This window comes from Microbacterium sp. Root1433D1 (genome assembly GCF_001426835.1).
Lineage (GTDB): Bacteria > Actinomycetota > Actinomycetes > Actinomycetales > Microbacteriaceae > Microbacterium > Microbacterium maritypicum.
The window spans coordinates 1,004,049-1,020,884 of the sequence record NZ_LMFN01000002.1 but is presented as its reverse complement, the minus strand read 5'-3'; the positions used below and the strand labels follow the sequence as shown (position 1 = coordinate 1,020,884).

At 69.1% G+C, this 16,836-nt stretch carries 14 protein-coding genes; 9 read left to right on the top strand and 5 right to left on the bottom strand.

Annotated elements, in window-relative coordinates; genetic code table 11:
* Positions 1 to 90 precede the first annotated feature (90 nt).
* Positions 91 to 477: a hypothetical protein gene (locus ASD13_RS10785; protein ID WP_055869189.1), complete on the top strand. Its 387-nt coding sequence runs from the start codon at positions 91 to 93 to the stop codon at positions 475 to 477.
* Between the two features lie 54 nt (positions 478 to 531).
* Here ASD13_RS10785 and bcp read toward each other — a convergent pair whose 3' ends face one another.
* Genes bcp through aroA form a run of 3 tightly spaced genes read right to left on the bottom strand, consistent with a single transcriptional unit; the run spans position 532 to position 3,404 of the window.
* A complete protein-coding gene (gene bcp, locus ASD13_RS10780; RefSeq protein ID WP_055869075.1) occupies positions 532 to 1,005 on the bottom strand; it encodes a thioredoxin-dependent thiol peroxidase in 474 nt (157 codons plus the stop codon).
* A 9-nt stretch (positions 1,006 to 1,014) separates the two neighbouring features.
* Positions 1,015 to 2,085 carry a ribosome small subunit-dependent GTPase A gene (rsgA, locus tag ASD13_RS10775; protein WP_055869074.1) on the bottom strand — a complete coding sequence of 357 codons (1,071 nt, stop codon included), beginning with the start codon at positions 2,083 to 2,085 and terminating at the stop codon, positions 1,015 to 1,017.
* 2 nt (positions 2,086 to 2,087) lie between these two features.
* On the bottom strand, positions 2,088 to 3,404 hold the full coding sequence (gene aroA, locus ASD13_RS10770; RefSeq protein ID WP_055869073.1) for a 3-phosphoshikimate 1-carboxyvinyltransferase: 1,317 nt from the start codon (positions 3,402 to 3,404) through the stop codon (positions 2,088 to 2,090).
* A gap of 70 nt (positions 3,405 to 3,474) precedes the next feature.
* On the opposite strand from aroA, the gene ASD13_RS10765 reads away from it, so the two are divergent.
* From ASD13_RS10765 to ASD13_RS10755, 3 genes are read left to right on the top strand one after another with little or no spacing between them, the layout of a single operon-like run.
* Positions 3,475 to 4,137, top strand: coding sequence for a sigma-70 family RNA polymerase sigma factor (locus tag ASD13_RS10765; RefSeq protein WP_055869072.1), 663 nt, complete (start codon positions 3,475 to 3,477; stop codon positions 4,135 to 4,137).
* The gene (locus tag ASD13_RS10760; protein ID WP_017831083.1) at positions 4,134 to 4,379 is read left to right on the top strand and encodes a zf-HC2 domain-containing protein; all 246 of its coding nucleotides are present in this window, start codon (positions 4,134 to 4,136) and stop codon (positions 4,377 to 4,379) included. Before ASD13_RS10765 ends, ASD13_RS10760 begins: the two co-directional genes overlap by 4 nt.
* A gap of 33 nt (positions 4,380 to 4,412) precedes the next feature.
* Positions 4,413 to 5,717, top strand: coding sequence for a GNAT family N-acetyltransferase (locus tag ASD13_RS10755; protein ID WP_055869071.1), 1,305 nt, complete (start codon positions 4,413 to 4,415; stop codon positions 5,715 to 5,717).
* A gap of 65 nt (positions 5,718 to 5,782) precedes the next feature.
* Here the strand turns inward: ASD13_RS10755 and ASD13_RS10750 are convergent, their stop codons facing one another.
* Positions 5,783 to 9,469: a multifunctional oxoglutarate decarboxylase/oxoglutarate dehydrogenase thiamine pyrophosphate-binding subunit/dihydrolipoyllysine-residue succinyltransferase subunit gene (locus ASD13_RS10750; protein ID WP_055869070.1), complete on the bottom strand. Its 3,687-nt coding sequence runs from the start codon at positions 9,467 to 9,469 to the stop codon at positions 5,783 to 5,785.
* Positions 9,470 to 9,629: 160 nt separating this feature from the next.
* On the opposite strand from ASD13_RS10750, the gene ASD13_RS10745 reads away from it, so the two are divergent.
* The 3 genes from ASD13_RS10745 (at position 9,630) to ASD13_RS10735 (ending at position 13,575) form a co-directional block, all read left to right on the top strand.
* Complete coding sequence (locus ASD13_RS10745; protein WP_055869069.1) at positions 9,630 to 11,084, top strand: GuaB1 family IMP dehydrogenase-related protein; 1,455 nt, start codon at positions 9,630 to 9,632, stop codon at positions 11,082 to 11,084.
* Positions 11,085 to 11,197: 113 nt separating this feature from the next.
* Complete coding sequence (locus ASD13_RS10740) at positions 11,198 to 12,517, top strand: hemolysin family protein (protein WP_055869068.1); 1,320 nt, start codon at positions 11,198 to 11,200, stop codon at positions 12,515 to 12,517.
* Positions 12,514 to 13,575 (top strand): hemolysin family protein, encoded by a 1,062-nt coding sequence (locus ASD13_RS10735; protein WP_017831078.1) that lies wholly within the window; start codon positions 12,514 to 12,516, stop codon positions 13,573 to 13,575. Before ASD13_RS10740 ends, ASD13_RS10735 begins: the two co-directional genes overlap by 4 nt.
* 70 nt (positions 13,576 to 13,645) lie before the next feature.
* On the opposite strand, the gene ASD13_RS10730 is transcribed toward ASD13_RS10735, so the two are convergent.
* Positions 13,646 to 14,713 carry an NADH:flavin oxidoreductase/NADH oxidase gene (locus ASD13_RS10730; RefSeq protein ID WP_055869067.1) on the bottom strand — a complete coding sequence of 356 codons (1,068 nt, stop codon included), beginning with the start codon at positions 14,711 to 14,713 and terminating at the stop codon, positions 13,646 to 13,648.
* Between the two features lie 56 nt (positions 14,714 to 14,769).
* On the opposite strand from ASD13_RS10730, the gene ASD13_RS10725 reads away from it, so the two are divergent.
* Positions 14,770 to 15,603 (top strand): NAD(P)H-hydrate dehydratase, encoded by an 834-nt coding sequence (locus tag ASD13_RS10725; RefSeq protein WP_055869066.1) that lies wholly within the window; start codon positions 14,770 to 14,772, stop codon positions 15,601 to 15,603.
* A complete protein-coding gene (locus ASD13_RS10720; protein WP_235562528.1) occupies positions 15,600 to 16,835 on the top strand; it encodes a hypothetical protein in 1,236 nt (411 codons plus the stop codon). Before ASD13_RS10725 ends, ASD13_RS10720 begins: the two co-directional genes overlap by 4 nt.
* Position 16,836: the final 1 nt, after the last annotated feature.

The window sequence follows — 16,836 nt, the reverse complement described above, 5'->3', positions numbered from 1 at the left end:
CCGCTGTGGGAGCACATGACTTTCTCTATTCTGTTACATGAAAACCATGAAATCAAGGGTTTTCTCTTCTTTCGATCCTTGGGAGACACCGTGCGCGCACCCGGAATCGCCTTGGCGGCAGCGGCGATCCTCGCCCTCGAAGCAGTGGCGCTCCTGGTCTTCGCCGTGGTCGAACTCACCGGTCTCGGGGCGGGCGATGCGGCATCGCTGCCGACGGCCCTGGCGCTCATCGTGCTCACGCTGATCGGCGCCGCAGCCCTCGTGGCTTTCGCGGTGGGCACGCGGGTCGGGAAGTCGTGGGCTCGATCAGGCGGAGTGGTCTTTCAGGTACTCGCCGTAGCCCTCGCGCTCGCCTCTCTCACGCTGCAGCCGATCTCTTGGCCGTTCACCCTCGGGGTCGGGCTTCCCGGACTGCTCGGGTTCGCGCTGTTGATCTCGAGCGCACGTCGAGAAGGTCCGCAGCGCGCGACGGAGTGACCTCCGAGAGCTGCAGACGTCGGGGAGGTCTGCGACCTCGGGGACAGCTGCGGGTCAGGCGTCGATGCCGAGCTGCTTGCGCAGCCGTGCCACGTGACCCGTGGCCTTCACGTTGTATTGCGCGAGAGCGATCTTGCCGTCTTCGTCGAGCACGAACGTCGAGCGGATGACCCCCTCGACGAGCTTGCCGTAGTTCATCTTCTCGCCCCACGCACCGTAGGCGGAGTGGACGGCGTGGTCAGGGTCGCTGAGGAGCGGGAAGGTCAGCCCATCGCGCTCGCGGAACTTCGCCAGCGTGGCGGGCTCGTCGCGTGAGACCCCGATGACGCGGTAGCCGGCGCCCTGGAGGGACGAGATGCTGTCGCGGAAGTCGCACGCCTGGGTGGTGCAGCCGGGAGTCATCGCCGCCGGGTAGAAGTACAGCACGGTCTTCTGGCCGCGCAGATCCTCGAGACGGACGATGTTCCCGTCCTGGTCGAGGAGGGAGAAGTCGGGGGCTGCGGTTCCTGGTTCGAGGCGCTGGGTCACGTCTCCAGCCTAACGGCCGGGGGCCTGATCCGCCTTGTCCGCGAACGTCTGCAGCAGACGCTGCAGGGAATCGAGTCGGGCACGCCCGGTCTCGCCCAGCTCTCCGCGCTCGGCGGCCTCGATCAGAGCGCAGTCGGGTGCATCGGCGAGATGGGTGCAGCCCCGGGGACAGTCTTGGGCGATCGCGGCGAGTTCGGTGAACGCGGCCAGGATGTTCGCCGGATCGACGTGTCCGAGTCCGAAGGAGCGCACGCCGGGGGTGTCGATCACCCAGCCGGTGCCGTCCGCACCCTCGTAGCGCAGCGACACGGTCGATGACGAGGTGTGCCGACCGCGTCCGGTGACCTGGTTCACGTGCCCGGTGGCGCGCAAGGCCGACGGCACGAGGGCGTTGACGAGCGTTGACTTGCCCACCCCGGAGTGTCCGACGAAGACCGTGGAGTGTCCGACCAGCGCGTCGCCGATCTCCTCGAGGGGCATCTCGTCCTGCGCACTGGTGAACACACGCAGGTCGAGGCCGTCGAAGTGCGTCAGGAACTCGGTTGGATCGGCGATGTCGGTCTTGGTGACGACGAGCAGCGGGCGGATGCCGGCATCCAGTGCCGCGACGAGGTAACGGTCGACGAGGCGCGCGCGGGGCTCCGGGTCGGCGGCCGCGACGACGACGAGCATCTGATCGGCGTTCGCCACGATCACCCGTTCGACCTGATCGGTGTCGTCGGCGCTGCGGCGCAGCAGAGAGGTGCGATCGACGATGCCGATGATGCGCGCGAGCGTGCCCTCGTCTCCCGAGGTGTCGCCCACCACTCGTGCCTGATCGCCCGTGACGATGGGCATGCGTCGCAGCTCGCGCGCGCGCGTCGTGGTGATCATGCGCTCCTCGGCGGTGCCCTCACCGAGGAGGACCGAGTATCGTCCGCGGTCGACGCCGAGCACTCGTCCCACCTGCGCGTCCTCGTGCGCGGGTCGCCGTTTGGTGCGGGGGCGATTCGCCTTCGGGTTGGGACGGGTGCGGATGCTGCTCTCGTCGAAGTCCTCGAAGTCGTCTTCGAGGTCGTCGGCGTCGTCCAGCCAGCTCACCCTCAGCCCCGCAGCATCCTCTCCCAGAGCATCGTGAACTCCGGGAGGGTCTTCGCGGTGGTGCCGATGTCGTCGATCTCGACGCCGGGGACGCGCAGGCCGATGAGCGCTCCGGTGGTGGCCATCCGGTGATCGTGGTGTGCGGCCCAGCTTCCGCCGTGCAGAGGCCGGGGGATGATGCGCAGTCCGTCGGAGAGCTCCTCGGCCTCGCCGCCGAGCGCGCGGAGGTTGCCGATCAGCGCCGCGATCCGGTCGGTCTCATGCATGCGGATGTGTCCGATGCCGCGGATCGTGGTCGGAGACTCCGCGAAGGCGGCGAGGCCGACCAGCGTCGGGGTGAGCTCGCTCGCCGCGGACAGGTCGAGGTCGAGGCCCCGGATGCCGGAACCGGCGCGCACGGTGAGCGTGCCGCCGTGACGGCCGACGTGCGCCCCCGTGGCCTGCAGGATCTCGGGCAGCAGGGCGCCGGGCTGAGTGGAATGTGCGGGCCAGCCGGTGATCGACACCGATCCGCCGGTGACCAGCGCGGCGGCGAGGAACGGCGCGGCGTTGGAGAGATCGGGTTCGATCGCGATCTCCTTGGCCCGCGGAACGCCCGCCTCGACCAGCCATTCGCCGACGGCGGGACGTTCGATGCGGATGCCGCGGCGGCTCAGAGCCTCGATCGTCATGTCGATGTGCGGAAGGCTCGGCAGGTGCTCGCCGGTGTGGACGAGGTGCAGGCCGACGTCGAAGCGGGGGGCGGCGAGCAGGAGACCGGAGACGAACTGGCTCGACGCGGAGGCGTCGATCTCGACGCGTCCGCCGCGGATTCGCCCGTGGCCGCGGATCGTGAAGGGGAGAGCCCACGTGCCTTCGTCGTCGATGTCGACGCCGAGGTCGCGCAGCGCGCTGATCAGCGCGCCCATCGGACGATGCAGCGCCGTCTCGTGCGCCGTGAGGTGCACGTCGTGCGCCGCGAGGCCCGCCAGCGGGGCGATGAAGCGCATGACGGTGCCGGCCTGACCGCAGTCGATCGTGGTGCCGCCGCTGAGCTTCGCGGGGGTGACGACGAGGTCGGGCCCGAACTCGTTCCCGGCGTCGACCTCTTCGATGCCGACGCCGAGGGCGCGCAGCGCATCGACCATGCGTGCGGAGTCGTCGGAGTGCAAGGGGGCGATCAACCGGCCCGGTCCATCGGCGATCGCGGCGATCATCAGCTCGCGGTTGGTCAGCGATTTGGAACCGGGGATCGTGAGTTCGGCGTGCACGGGCACGTCGGTCGTGGGCGCGGGATAGGCGCCCTGCACACGGGAGGGGGAATACCTGTTGGCGCTCATCGGTTCTCACCTTAGTAAACGCAGGGAGCTTCGTCGCGAAAGACAGGCCTCCCGACCCGAAGGAGAGAGTATGCCGGCGACGTTGGAGCGCGAGGTGATCGACATCAGCGGCCTAGACTGGCCGGTGATGGATGACACCGTAACCGCAGACACCGTCGGCGACCCTCGGCGCGAGTTCGAGGAGCAGGCGATCCCCTTCATGGATCAGCTCTACGCCGCCGCGATGCGCATGACGCGCAACCCGGCGGATGCCGCCGATCTCGTGCAGGAGACCTTCGTGAAGGCCTACGGGTCCTGGGCGACGTTCTCGCAGGGCACGAACCTCAAGGCGTGGCTCTATCGGATCCTCACCAACACGTACATCAACATCTACCGCAAGCGCCAGCGCGAGCCTTTCCAGGGCACGATCGACGAGCTCGAGGACTGGCAGCTGGGCGGAGCCGAGTCCACCACGGCGTCGCACAGCCGTTCGGCCGAGGCGGAGGCCATCGACCGGATGCCGGCCTCGGTGGTCAAGGATGCGCTGCAGGCCGTGCCGGAGGACTTCCGCCTCGCGGTCTATCTCGCAGATGTCGAAGGTTTCGCGTATCAGGAGATCGCCGACATCATGAAGACCCCCATCGGCACCGTGATGAGCCGCCTGCACCGTGGCAGGCGGATGCTGCGGGAGCTGTTGGCAGATTACGCCGCTGAGCGGGGCATCGCCGCGGCTGAGACGAGGAGCAAGAAATGAGCGACTGCGGCTGCGACAAAGCCCGTCAGGATCTGGAGGAGTACCTCCGCAACGAGGTGTGCAAGACCGAGCACACCGAGATCCGCGAGCACCTCGAGAACTGCCCGTCATGTCGGGATGAGGCTCTCGTCGCCACGACCCTCACCGAGGTGATCGCCCGCGCCTGCAAGGAGACCGCTCCCGAGCAGCTGCGCGACCAGGTCTTCGAGCGTCTGCGCGCCGTTCAGGCCTCGCAGCACTGACCGCACGCCGGAGGCCGTCGGTAGTGTGGACGGATGACCTCCATCGATGCGCGCGACGTACCCGCTGACACCACCTCGACGGAAAGACTGGCCGGAGCCGGCCTCGACTACCGCGTCGTCGATCTGAGCGATGACGCGAGCGCCTCGGGTTTCGAGCGTGCCGTCGACCGCGGATTCCTCGGCCCCGAGCCGACGAGCGACATGCTCGCCCAGGTGCGAAAGACCTTCGCGGAGCGGCGGAACGTCGGGGTGTACGAGAAGAACGCCCCGGCCGCTGCGCTGCCCGTGGCGACCATAGACGGCTGGATCACACCCCTCACCGTCCCCGGCGGCGCCGAGATCGGGATGTGGGCGATCAGCGTTGTCACGGTCGCGGCGACCCACCGGCGCCGTGGGATCGCCAGGGCGCTTCTCGAAGGGGAGCTGCGGGCTGCGGCATCCGCCGGAGTGGCCATCGCCGGGCTCACGGTCTCCGAGGCGACGATCTACGGCCGCTACGGCTTCGGAGCAGCGATTCCGGTCGCGCGCCACACGGTCGACACACGACGTGCGGGCTGGAGCGGACCGACTCCGACCGGCACTCTCGAGTACATCGATCGCGAGACGCTCGCCGCCGACCTCGGTGCGGTGCACGAGCGCGCCCGAGGCAGAGCATCGGGACAGATCCCCGGCTGGGAAGGCCGATGGGAGGGGTACGCAGGAGTCGCGCCCACCCCGGATCGCGACCAGGCCCGCGGTGTGCGCTACCGCGACGAGGACGGTGCGCTGCGCGGGGTGATGGCCTACACCGTGGGTGAGGCGACCGGCACCTTCCGCTTCCGGATGGACGTGCGTCTGCTCGTCGCGGAGACGGCTGACGCGCGCGCCGCGCTCTGGCGCTTCGCCCTGCAGCACGACCTCGTCGATGAGGTGGTCGCCGACCTCCGCCCGATCGATGACCCCCTGCCGTGGTTGGTGCACGACACCCGCGGGGTGAAGCAAGAGGTGCACGACCACGGGTGGCTGCGCATCCTCGACCTCCCGACGGCGCTGACGGCACGTCGGTACTCGGCCCCGATCGACACGGTCCTCCGGGTCGAGGACTCGCTGGGCTTCACGAACGGTGACTGGCGCCTGCGCGTGGACGACGACGGCATCGCGACAGTCGACGCCGCAGACGAGGGCGCCGAGGCCGACATCACGCTCGACGTCTCGATGCTCTCGGCGCTCTATGCCGGTGGAGTCCGCGCCACGACACTGCACGGTGCCGGACGCATCACGGCCAGCCCTGCGGCCGTCGAGGCGTTCGACCGGGCGCTCATCTCTTTCCCCGCTCCGTCTCTCGACATCTGGTACTGATCCGCACCGCACAGACGAGAGAGGGCGCTGCGACCGGAGTCGCAGCGCCCTCTCTCGTCTGAAGATCAGCCGAGGGTGACGGCCGCGCGGATCAGTGCTGCCTGCTCGGCGGCGTGGACCTTCGAGGATCCCGTCGCCGGCGATGCCGAAGCCGTGCGCGAGACCGGGCGGAACGATCGGTCGCCGGGAACGTCGGCGAAGGCGAGCGCGAGGAACGGCCAGGCGCCCTGGTTCTCCGGCTCTTCCTGCACCCAGACCAGCTCGGCGTTCGGGTAGGAGTCGGTGATCGCCTTGAGCTCATCGATCGGCGTCGGGTACAGCTGCTCGAGCCGGACGAGGGCGACCTCGGGATTCGGGTTCTTCTCGAGCTCGGCCCGCAGATCCCAGTGCACCTTGCCCGAGTGCACGAGCACGCGCTTGACGGCCGTGCGATCGAGACCGCGGTCGTCGTCGATGACCGGCTCGAACCGACCCTGGGTGAACGCTTCGACCGGGCTCGTCGCGCCGCGCAGACGCAGCATCGCCTTCGGGGTGAAGACGATCAGCGGTTTGCGCGGACGGGCGTACGCCTGGCGGCGCAGCAGGTGGAAATACGACGCGGGCGTCGACGGGCGCGACACGATCATGTTGTCCTGCGCGCACAGCTGCAGGAAGCGCTCGATGCGCGCCGACGAGTGGTCCGGTCCCTGGCCCTCGTAGCCGTGGGGGAGCAGCAGGGTGACGCTGGACTGCTGTCCCCACTTCTGCTCGGCCGCGGAGATGTACTCGTCGATGACCGACTGGGCGCCGTTGACGAAGTCGCCGAACTGCGCTTCCCAGAGCACGAGGGCCTCAGGAGCCTCGACCGAGTAGCCGTACTCGAAGCCGAGAGCGGCGTATTCGCTGAGCAGCGAGTCGTAGACGAAGAAGCGGCCCTGTGCGTCGGACAGGTTCGACAGCGGGAGCCACTCCTGGCCGTTCGCGCGGTCGTGCAGAGTCGCGTGGCGCTGCACGAACGTCCCGCGACGAGCATCCTGACCGGCGAGACGCACCGGGGTGCCTTCCACGAGGAGAGAGCCGAACGCGAGCAGCTCGCCGAAGCCCCAGTCGATGCCGCCGTTGCGGCTCATGTCGAGGCGCTTCTCCAGCAGCTGCTGGATCTTGGGGTGCACCGTGAAGCCCTCGGGCTTGTTCACGAAGGCGTCGCCGATCATCTGGATGACCTCGTTCGGCACACCGGTGATCTCCGGAGCGCCGACCTGGTCGTCGACAGGCGGCAGCTCCGGGGAGATCGGCAGAGCGCCGGTCTCGGCGGCGTGCGTCTCAGCGAAGGCGATCTCCAGGCGGTTCTGGAAGTCGGCCTTGGCCTCGTCGTACTCCTGCTCGGTGATGTCACCACGACCGACGAGCGACTCGGTGTACAGGCGGCGGACGGACCGCTTCGCCTGGATGAGATCGGTCATCAGCGGCTGCGTCATCGAGGGGTCGTCTCCCTCGTTGTGGCCGCGTCGGCGGTAGCAGACCAGGTCGATCACGACATCGCGGTGGAAGCGCTCGCGGTACTCGAAAGCGAGCTGAGCGACGTGGATGACCGCTTCGGGGTCGTCGCCGTTCACGTGGAACACCGGCGCCTGGATCGTCTTGGCGACGTCGGTCGAGTAGATCGAGGTGCGACCGTCGTTCGGCGTCGTGGTGAAACCGACCTGGTTGTTCACGACCACGTGGATCGTGCCGCCGGTGCGGTAGCCGCGCAGCTGCGACATCTGCAGCGTCTCGACCACGACGCCCTGGCCTGCGAAGGCCGCGTCGCCGTGCACGAGGATCGGCAGCCAGGCGAACGTGCCGATCGGCTTGCGGTCCTGCTTGGCGCGGACGATACCCTCCAGCACGCCGTCGACCGTCTCGAGGTGCGAGGGGTTGGCGGCGAGGTAGACGGGAAGCTCGGACTTGTCGTCGGCGACGAAGGTGCCCTCGGTGCCGAGGTGGTACTTCACGTCTCCGGAGCCGCGCTGGTTGCCCGGTGTCTGCGTGCCCTCGAACTCGCGGAACACCTGGCCGTACGTCTTGCCTGCGATGTTGGTGAGCACGTTCAGGCGGCCGCGGTGGGCCATGCCGATCGCGGCGCCCTCGAGCCCGGCGGTGGCCGCGCCCTGCAGGATCTCGTCGAGCAGCGGGATCAGCGACTCGCCGCCCTCGAGCGAGAAGCGCTTCTGGCCGACGAACTTGGTCTGCAGGAAGGTCTCGAAGGCCTCGGCCTCGTTGAGCTTGCGGAGGACCCGCAGCTGCTCGTCGTGGCCGGGCTTCTGGTACTTGACCTCGACCTTCTCCTGGAACCAGCGGCGCTGCTCCGGGTCCTGGATGTGCATGTACTCGATGCCGAGCGTGCGGCAGTAGGAGTCGCGGAGCACGCCGAGGATGTCGCGGAGCTTCGCGATGCGTCGTCCTCCGAAGCCGCCCGTGACGAATTCGCGGTCGAGGTCCCAGAAGGTCAGACCGTGGCTCTCGATCTCGAGGTCGGGGTGCGAGCGCTGCACGTACTCGAGCGGGTCGATGTCGGCCATCAGATGACCACGCACGCGGAAGGAGTTGATCAGCTCCTGCACCCGCGACTGCTTGTCGACGCGCTCGGCGAGGTCGACGGCGATGTCGGGGTTCCAGCGGATGGGGGCGTACGGGATGCGCAGAGCGGCGAAGATGTCGTCGTAGAAGCCGCGCTGACCGATGAGCAGCTCGTGCACCTTCTTGAGGAACTCGCCGGAGCCCGCTCCCTGGATGACGCGGTGGTCGTAGGTGCTGGTGAGCGTGATGGTCTTGCCGATCGCCAGCTCGTTGAGCGTCTTCTCGCTCGCACCCTGGAACTCGGCCGGGTACTCGAGGGCGCCGGCGCCGATGATGCAGCCCTGGCCCTTCATCAGACGCGGCACCGAATGCACGGTGCCGATGCCGCCCGGGTTGGTGAGCGACACCGTGGTGCCCTGGAAGTCGCCCGCGGTCAGCTTGTTGCCGCGTGCGCGCGTGACCAGGTCCTCGTAAGCGGAGAGGTACTCGGTGAACGTCAACGTGTCGGCGCGCTTGATGCTGGGCACCATGAGGGCGCGCGTGCCGTCGGGCTTGGGCAGGTCGATCGCGATGCCGAGGTTGACATGCGCCGGCGCCACCACGGAGGGCTTGCCGTCGACCTCTGCGTAGAACACGTTCTGGCTGCGGAACTCGTCCAGCGTGCGGATGAGCGCCCAGCCGATGAGGTGGGTGAAGCTGATCTTGCCGCCGCGGGTGCGCGCCATGTGGTTGTTGATGACGATGCGGTTGTCGATCATCAGCTTCGCCGGCACCGTGCGCACACTGGTGGCGGTCGGGACGGTGAGCGACTCGTCCATGTTCGCCGCGAGTGTCTTGGGCAGACCGCGAAGGGGCGTGACCTTGTCTTCTTCGACGGGAGCCGGAGCCTCCGCCGACTCGGACTTCGCTGCGGGCTTCGGAGCCTGCGCCGGGATCGGTGCTGCGGCGGCGGGCTTGGCCGTCGTGCGGGCGACGGGCTGCGAGCCGATCACGGGGATCGGCGCCGTGACGGGATGAGCCGTCGGGGCCGGTGTGTCGGACGCTGCTGCGGGAGCCGCGGTCGCCGTCTCGGAGTGGTATTTCTCCAGGATGGGCCACCACTCCTTGTCGACGGAGTCGCGGTTCACCTTGAACTGCTCGTAGAGCTCTTCAACGAGCCAGGAATTGGCTCCGAACCCCCCGTCGCCGTTGACGCCGGTCACCTGGTTCGACACGCTCGATCGCCCTCTTTCATCGCTGAAGCTCTCTGGTGCGGACGTCGACGCAGGATGCGTTCGGGCCCGCACACTCTCGACCAACAAGCCTAACGTGTTTCGCTCGGGGAATCGTCGAAGCTGTGCGCCCACCGCGTCGCGATCTGAGTACCGTGGAGGCATGAAGTTCTCTGGAGAGCAGCCGACCGTCGATCTGACCTACTCCGACGTCTTCCTGGTGCCGCGCAGATCCGCTGTCACCAGCCGTCTGCAGGTCGATCTCGCCCCGCAGGACGGCACACCGGCGACGTTGCCGCTCGTCGCCGCGAACATGAACTCCGTGACCGGCCCCCGCATCGCTGCCGTGCTCGCGCGGCGTGGCGGCCTCGGCGTCCTGCCGCAGGACATGCCGTTGCAGGATCTGGACGCCGCGATCCGCGAGGTCAAGTCGCAGCCGGTTCTCTGGGACACGCCTCTCGTGCTGCCGCCGGAGGCATCGGCCGCCGACGCGCTTCGTCTGCTCCCGGCGGCCAGCGGCCACGGGATCGTGGTCGCCCGTGGCGCGGCGCCGATCGGCGTCGAGCACATCCTCGGCATCCTCCCCGCGACCAGACTGGCCACGGCGCTTCCCGATGCGCAGCTCGGCGACCTGGTGCACCACGGCACGCCGTCGATCGACGCGGACGACATCGGTTCGGAGCGGCACGCGTTCGATGTGATCACCGACGCGGGCGTCGAGATGGTGACGGTCGTGCACCACGGCCATCTCGTCGGCACGCTGAGCGCCCGCAGCGCGCTGCGCTCGACGCTCTACCGTCCGGCGGTCGATGCCGACGGACGTCTCGCGGTCGCTGCCGCCGTCGGCATCAACGGCGATGTCGCCGCCAAGGCCAAGGCACTCGCCGCCGCCGGTGTCGACGTGCTGGTGGTCGACACCGCGCACGGCCACCAGGAGGGCATGCTGCGGGCTCTGCGCGCCGTCGCCGAACTCGATCTCGGCCTGCCCGTCGTGGCGGGCAACGTCGTCACAGCCGACGGCGTGGCCGACCTGGTGGATGCCGGAGCGTCGATCCTCAAGGTCGGCGTCGGTCCTGGCGCGATGTGCACCACCCGCATGATGACGGCGGTCGGACGCCCGCAGTTCTCCGCCGTGCTCGAGACCGCCCAGGCGGCACGTGAGCTCGGCGCGCATGTCTGGGCGGACGGCGGGGTGCGCTATCCGCGTGATGTGGCGCTCGCCCTCGCCGCCGGTGCGGCGTCCGTCATGGTCGGATCGTGGTTCGCCGGCACGATCGAGGCGCCGGGGGAGCTGCAGCGCGATGCCGATGGGCGCCTGTTCAAGGAATCCTGGGGCATGGCGTCGACCAAGGCGGTCCAGGCGCGCTTCGGTCGGCTCGACGCCTACGAGCGTGCCCGCAAGGAGCTCTTCGCCGAGGGCATCTCCTCGTCGAAGATCTACCTCGACCCGCTGCGTCCGGGCATCGAGGACCTTCTGGACATGATCACCTCCGGCGTGCGCTCATCCTTCACCTACGCGGGGGCGGCGACCGTGCCCGAGTTCCACGACCGCGCCGTGGTGGGGCTGCAGTCGGCGGCCGGCTACGAGGAGGGCAAGGCGCTGCCGGTCAGCTGGTGATCGTCGAGCGCACACCCCGCTGTCTTCGGTACAATCGTCGGCATAATGGACGACCCTCCCAGTTGTAGAACATCGCCCCACTGTCCGCCTCTCTCACCGGAGAGGAACCTCTGATGGACTACATCATGTTGGGCGTGGGGCTCCTGCTCACGGTCGGCACAGGCCTCTTCGTCGCGAGCGAGTTCGCACTGGTGAACCTCGATCGCGCCGAGCTCGAGGCCAGGCAGGCGCGCGGTGAATCCCGGCTCTCGCTCACGATCAGCGCTCTCAAGCACACGTCGACGCATCTCTCGGCGGCGCAGCTCGGCATCACGCTGACGACGCTGCTCACCGGTTACACGATGGAGCCGGCGCTGTCGAACCTCCTGCGCCCGACCTTCATCGCCTGGAGCATCCCTGAGGCCGCCGTCGCGCCGATCGCGACCATCGTGGCCATGCTCGTGGCGACGGTGCTCTCGATGATCCTCGGCGAGCTCGTCCCCAAGAACTTCGCCCTCGCCCTGCCCCTGGCCACCGCGAAGCTCGTGATCCCGTTCCAGATCGCGTTCACGACGGTGTTCAAGCCCGCCGTGGTGGTGCTCAACGGCAGTGCGAACGGCGTGCTGCGCGGGATGGGCATCGAGCCGAAGGAAGAGCTCTCCGGCGCCCGCAGCGCGGAGGAGCTGTCCTCGCTCGTGCGACGGTCCGCCAACGCGGGCCTGCTGGAGGCCGACACCGCGTCGTTGCTCGATCGCACCCTCATGTTCTCGCGGCTGACGGCCGACGACGTGATGACCGCTCGGCCGAGCATGCACGCGATCGCCGCGGGCGATTCCGTGGATGACGTCATCCAGCTCGCGCGACGCACGGGCCACAGCCGCTTCCCGGTCTACGGCGACGACCTCGACGACATCATGGGCGTCGTGCACCTCAAGGCGGCGATCTCCGTGCCGCGCGATCGTCGTACCGAGGTCCCCGTCGGCGCTCTCGCGACGGAACCGCTCCGCGTGCCGGAGACGGTACACGTCGACGCCCTGATCGCGGAGCTGCGCGCCCGCGGCTACCAGCTGGCGATCGTCGTGGACGAGTACGGCGGCACAGCGGGTCTCGTGACCCTGGAAGACCTCGTCGAGGAACTCGTCGGTGAGGTCGCCGACGAGCACGATCGCACCAGGGCCGGAGTCATCCGCAACCGGGAGGGCATCACGTTCCCCGGTGAGCTGCGACCCGATGAGCTGCGTCGTCGTGCCGGTGTGGAAGTGCCGGAGGGCGACGTGTACGACACGGTGGGCGGTTATGTCATGAGCGTGCTGGAGCGCGTCCCTTCGGTCGGCGACGAGGTGCCGCTCGACAGCGGTGTGCTGCAGGTGGTGCGCATGGACGGGCGACGGGTGGATCGGGTGCGCTACGTTCCGAGACCGCTCGACGACGTCAACGAGGAGGTGGCCCGATGAGCGATTGGGGAGGACTCGCCTGGCTCGTCGTGCTCCTGGTCGCGAACGCCTTCTTCGTCGGCGGAGAGTTCGCGGTGATCTCGGCCAGGCGGTCGCAGATCGAGCCTCTCGCCGATCAGGGCTCGCGCGCGGCCAAGACGGCCCTGTACGCGATGGAGCACGCGACGCTGATGCTCGCCACATCGCAGCTGGGCATCACGATCTGTTCGCTGCTCATCCTGAACGTCTCGGAGCCGGCGATCCACCACCTGCTCTCCGTGCCGCTGCACGCGCTCGGCTGGCCCGATGGCGCGGTCGACGCGGTCTCGTTCACGATCGCGCTGCTGATCGTCTCGTTCCTGCACGTGGTGTTCGGCGAGATGGTGCCGAAGAACCTGGCGTTCTCGGTGCCGGATCGGGCCGTGCTGTTCCTGGCCCCGCCGCTGGTGTGGGTGTCGAAGGTGTTCATGCCGGTGATCTGGGTGCTCAACGCGGCCGCGAACGGCGTGCTGCGCCTGTTCCGCGTCGAGCCGAAGAACGAGGCGGCATCCACGTTCACGCTCGACGAGGTGGCGACCATCGTCAGCCAGTCGCGTCGCGAGGGGGTGCTCATGGACACGGCGGGAACCGTCGCCGCTGCGGTGGAGTTCACCGACAAGAAGGCACGCGACGTCGCCGTTCCCCTGAGCGATCTGGTGACGCTGCCGCAGTCGACCACGCCCGAGGACATCGAGAAGGCGGTCGCCCGCTACGGCTTCTCGCGCTATGTGATCGTCGACGACGAGTCCGTGCCGATCGGCTACGTGCACCTGAAGGACATCCTTCGGGCATCCGAGGGCCCGGACGCGGAGGCCAAGATGATCGAGCCGGTTCCGGCCAAGCGCATCCACCACATGGTGCCGGTGCAGGAGGACACGGATCTGGAAGACGCTCTCGCAGTCATGCGTCGTGCGGGTCGGCACCTGGCGAAGGTGCGCGACGCACAGGGGAACACCACCGCTGTGCTGTTCCTGGAGGACATCCTGGAGGAACTGGTCGGAGAGGTGCAGGACGCGACACGTCGCTTCCGCGGACGCTGATCGTCGATCGCGACGATGAAGGCCGCCGGACCCCTCAGGGGACCGGCGGCCTTCATCGTGCCGAGGAGACTCAGCGCAGGCGCGCGCGTTCGTACTGCGGCGGCCAGGCGATGTCGGCGTCGAGCTCGTGGGCGGCGCGAAGAGCGAAGTGCGGGTCGCGCAGCCACTCCCGGCCGGCGAAGATCGCATCGGCCGCGCCATCGGCGAGCACCCGCTCGGCCTGGGCGGCCGCTGTGATGAGACCGACGGCCGACACGGGGATCCGACCGCCTTGACGCACGGTCTCGGCGAGAGGCACCTGGTACCCGGGGAAGACGCTGATCCGCTGGTGCGCGACGAGGCCGCCGCTGGAGACGTCGATGAGGTCGGCGCTGTGCTGCACCGCCCAGTCGCCGACGATCGCCGCCTCCTCGGGCGTGAAGCCTCCATCGGCGTGGTCCGTGGCGGAGATGCGGACGAACAGCGGGAGGTCGTCACCCGCAGCCTCACGGACGGCGTCGATCACGCGCAGCAGCAGCCGGGCGCGGTTCTCGAGCGATCCGCCGTACTCGTCGTCGCGCAGATTCGACAGCGGGGACAAGAACTGGTGCAGGAGGTAGCCGTGCGCGCCATGGATCTCCAGCACGTCGAACCCGGCATCGACCGCACGTCGCGCTGCGGCGGCGAACGCCTCGACCACGCGGTCGATGCCTGCGAGGTCGAGGGCGACCGGCGCATCGAAGCCGTCGAAGGCGATGGCCGACGGCGCGGCTGTCGTCCACCCTCCCTCAGCCGCCGGCACCGACCCGCGCTCGGGAGCCCAGGGCCACCACGTCGACGCCTTGCGGCCGGCGTGGGCGAGCTGGATCCCCGCACGCGCTCCGCGATCGTGGATCGCCCGGACGATCGGGGCCAGGGCGTCGCGCTGCGCGTCGTTCCACAGGCCCACATCACGCGGCGAGATCCGGCCTTCGGGAACGACGGCCGTCGCCTCGGCGACGATGAGCCCGGCACCACCGGATGCGAACTGGGCGAGGTGGGTGTGATGCCACTCCTGCACCACGCCGTCCTCAGCGCTGTACATGCACATCGGCGATACCCAGAGACGGTTGCGGAAGGTGACGGAACGGATGCGCAGCGGGGAGAAGAGAACACTCACGCTACGACGCTACCGCTCGGCGGGTGCAGGACGGGCCGTCGCACTAACGTGGAGTCATGGTCGAAGTGCGCGAGTGGACACGCGGCGACACGGCGCGGTTGTTCCGTGTGCCCACCGCGGACGACGACAAGTACGCCCGCGGTGTGGTGGCTCTTCGCACCGGATCGCCCGCCTATCCCGGAGCCGCGGTCCTCGGCGTCGAGGCCGCATGGCGCGCAGGGGCCGGTTTCGTCCGCTACATCGGGGCGGAGCGGGTTGCCGATGCCGTGCTCGCCCGGCGTCCGGAGACCGTCACCGGCGCGGATACGGGTCGCGCTCGGGTCGACGCCTGGGTGATCGGCTCGGGGACCGACCCGACGCACCGCAGCGACGCGGAGACCACCGCGCTGCGCGACATCCTCACCGGGCCCGCGGCCGTCGTCATCGACGCCGGTGCGCTCGATCTCGCCGAGGGGACGACGGCACCGTTTCTCGTGACGCCTCACGCGCGCGAGTTCGCACGGCTGCAGGAGGGCCTCGGCGTTTCCTCGGCCGAGGAGGATCGTGCGCAGGCCGCGCAGCACATGGCGGACAGGCTCGGGGGCACCGTGCTGCTCAAAGGGTCCCGCACGCTGATCGCGTCGCCCCACGGAGACGTCATCGCCGTGGATGCGGGGACCGGATGGCTGGCGACCGCGGGTACGGGCGACGTGCTCGCCGGGGTGTTGGGTGCGGTGCTCGCGGCGAACCCCGGACGACCGATCGCCGAAGTCGCCGCTGCGGGAGCGTGGGTGCACGGCCATGCCGGGCGGATCGCCGCCGGGACGCGCGACGGTGCGGCGGGGCATCCGATCGTCGCGATGGATGTCGCGGCAGCACTGCCGCACGCGATCGCGGACGTCCTCGCGTGAATCGCACGTCGACGAGCAGGGTGGTCGCGCTGTGGTGCGTCTTCCTCCTCGTTCACCTGCTCACGGCCTGGCTCGGCTGGGTGTATCCCAGCCAGCCGATGGGCGATGTCGTGCTCGTGTACGAGCCCTGGGCGACCTCGGCGCTCAGCGGGGGAGGCATCGTCGGCATCGACGAGACCTGGGTCTACCCCCAGCTCGCCCTCGTGCCGATGCTCATCGCCGCCGCTCTCTCCGCGCCGCTGGTGCCTCTGCTCGGCGTGTCCAGCGCGTACCTGGTGGGGTGGGCGGCCCTGGTCGTCATCCTCGACGCGATCGCCTTCGGTGTGCTCATCGGGCGCTCTCCCGCGCGCGCTCGACGCATCGCCGCCTGGTTCTGGTGTGCGGCCGTGCTTCTGCTCGGGCCGATCGCGCTCTATCGGATCGATGCGATCACCGTCCCGATCGCCGTGATCGGTGGACTCTGGTTGGTGTCGCGGCCGGCGGTCGGCGCCGCGCTTCTCACGATCGGCGCCTGGATCAAGATCTGGCCCGGTGCGCTCGTCCTCGCCGCCGTCGTCGCGCTCCGGGCACGGATGCGGGTGCTGTTCGCCGCAGCGGTGGTCACCGCCGGCGTCGTCGCGACGCTGCTGCTGCTCGGAGCGGACACCGAGATCCTCGGGTTCCTGACGGAGCAGACCGGACGAGGGCTGCAGATCGAAGCCGTGGCCGCCACGCCCTTCCTGTGGCTCGCGGTCGCCGGGGCCGCCCGTATCGAGTACAGCTTCGAGATCCTGACCTTCCAGATCACCGCGCCCGGTGTCGATGCCGTCGCCGCCGCGCTCACACCGCTCATGGCTGTCTCCGTGCTGGCGGTCACCGCGGTGGGCGCGCTCAAGGCGGTGCGCGGTGCGACGTTCCCGCGGCTGTTCCCTCCGCTCGCTCTCACGCTGGTGACGCTACTGATCGTCACCAACAAGGTCGGCTCACCGCAGTTCCAGACCTGGCTGATCGCCCCGGTCATCCTGTGGCTCGTGCTCGATCGGGTGAGGGCACGCACACCGGCCGTCGTCGTCCTCGCCCTCTGTCTGCTCACCTGCCTCGTCTATCCGCTCGGCTACGACGCGCTGCTGCGGGCGGATGCCCTCTCCGTCGCCGTGCTCACCGTGCGCAACGTGCTTCTCGTCGTCCTGCTCGTCCTGGGCATCCGCGCTCTCGTGCGGGTGCCCGTCCGTCATCCCCGCACCCAGGAGTGAA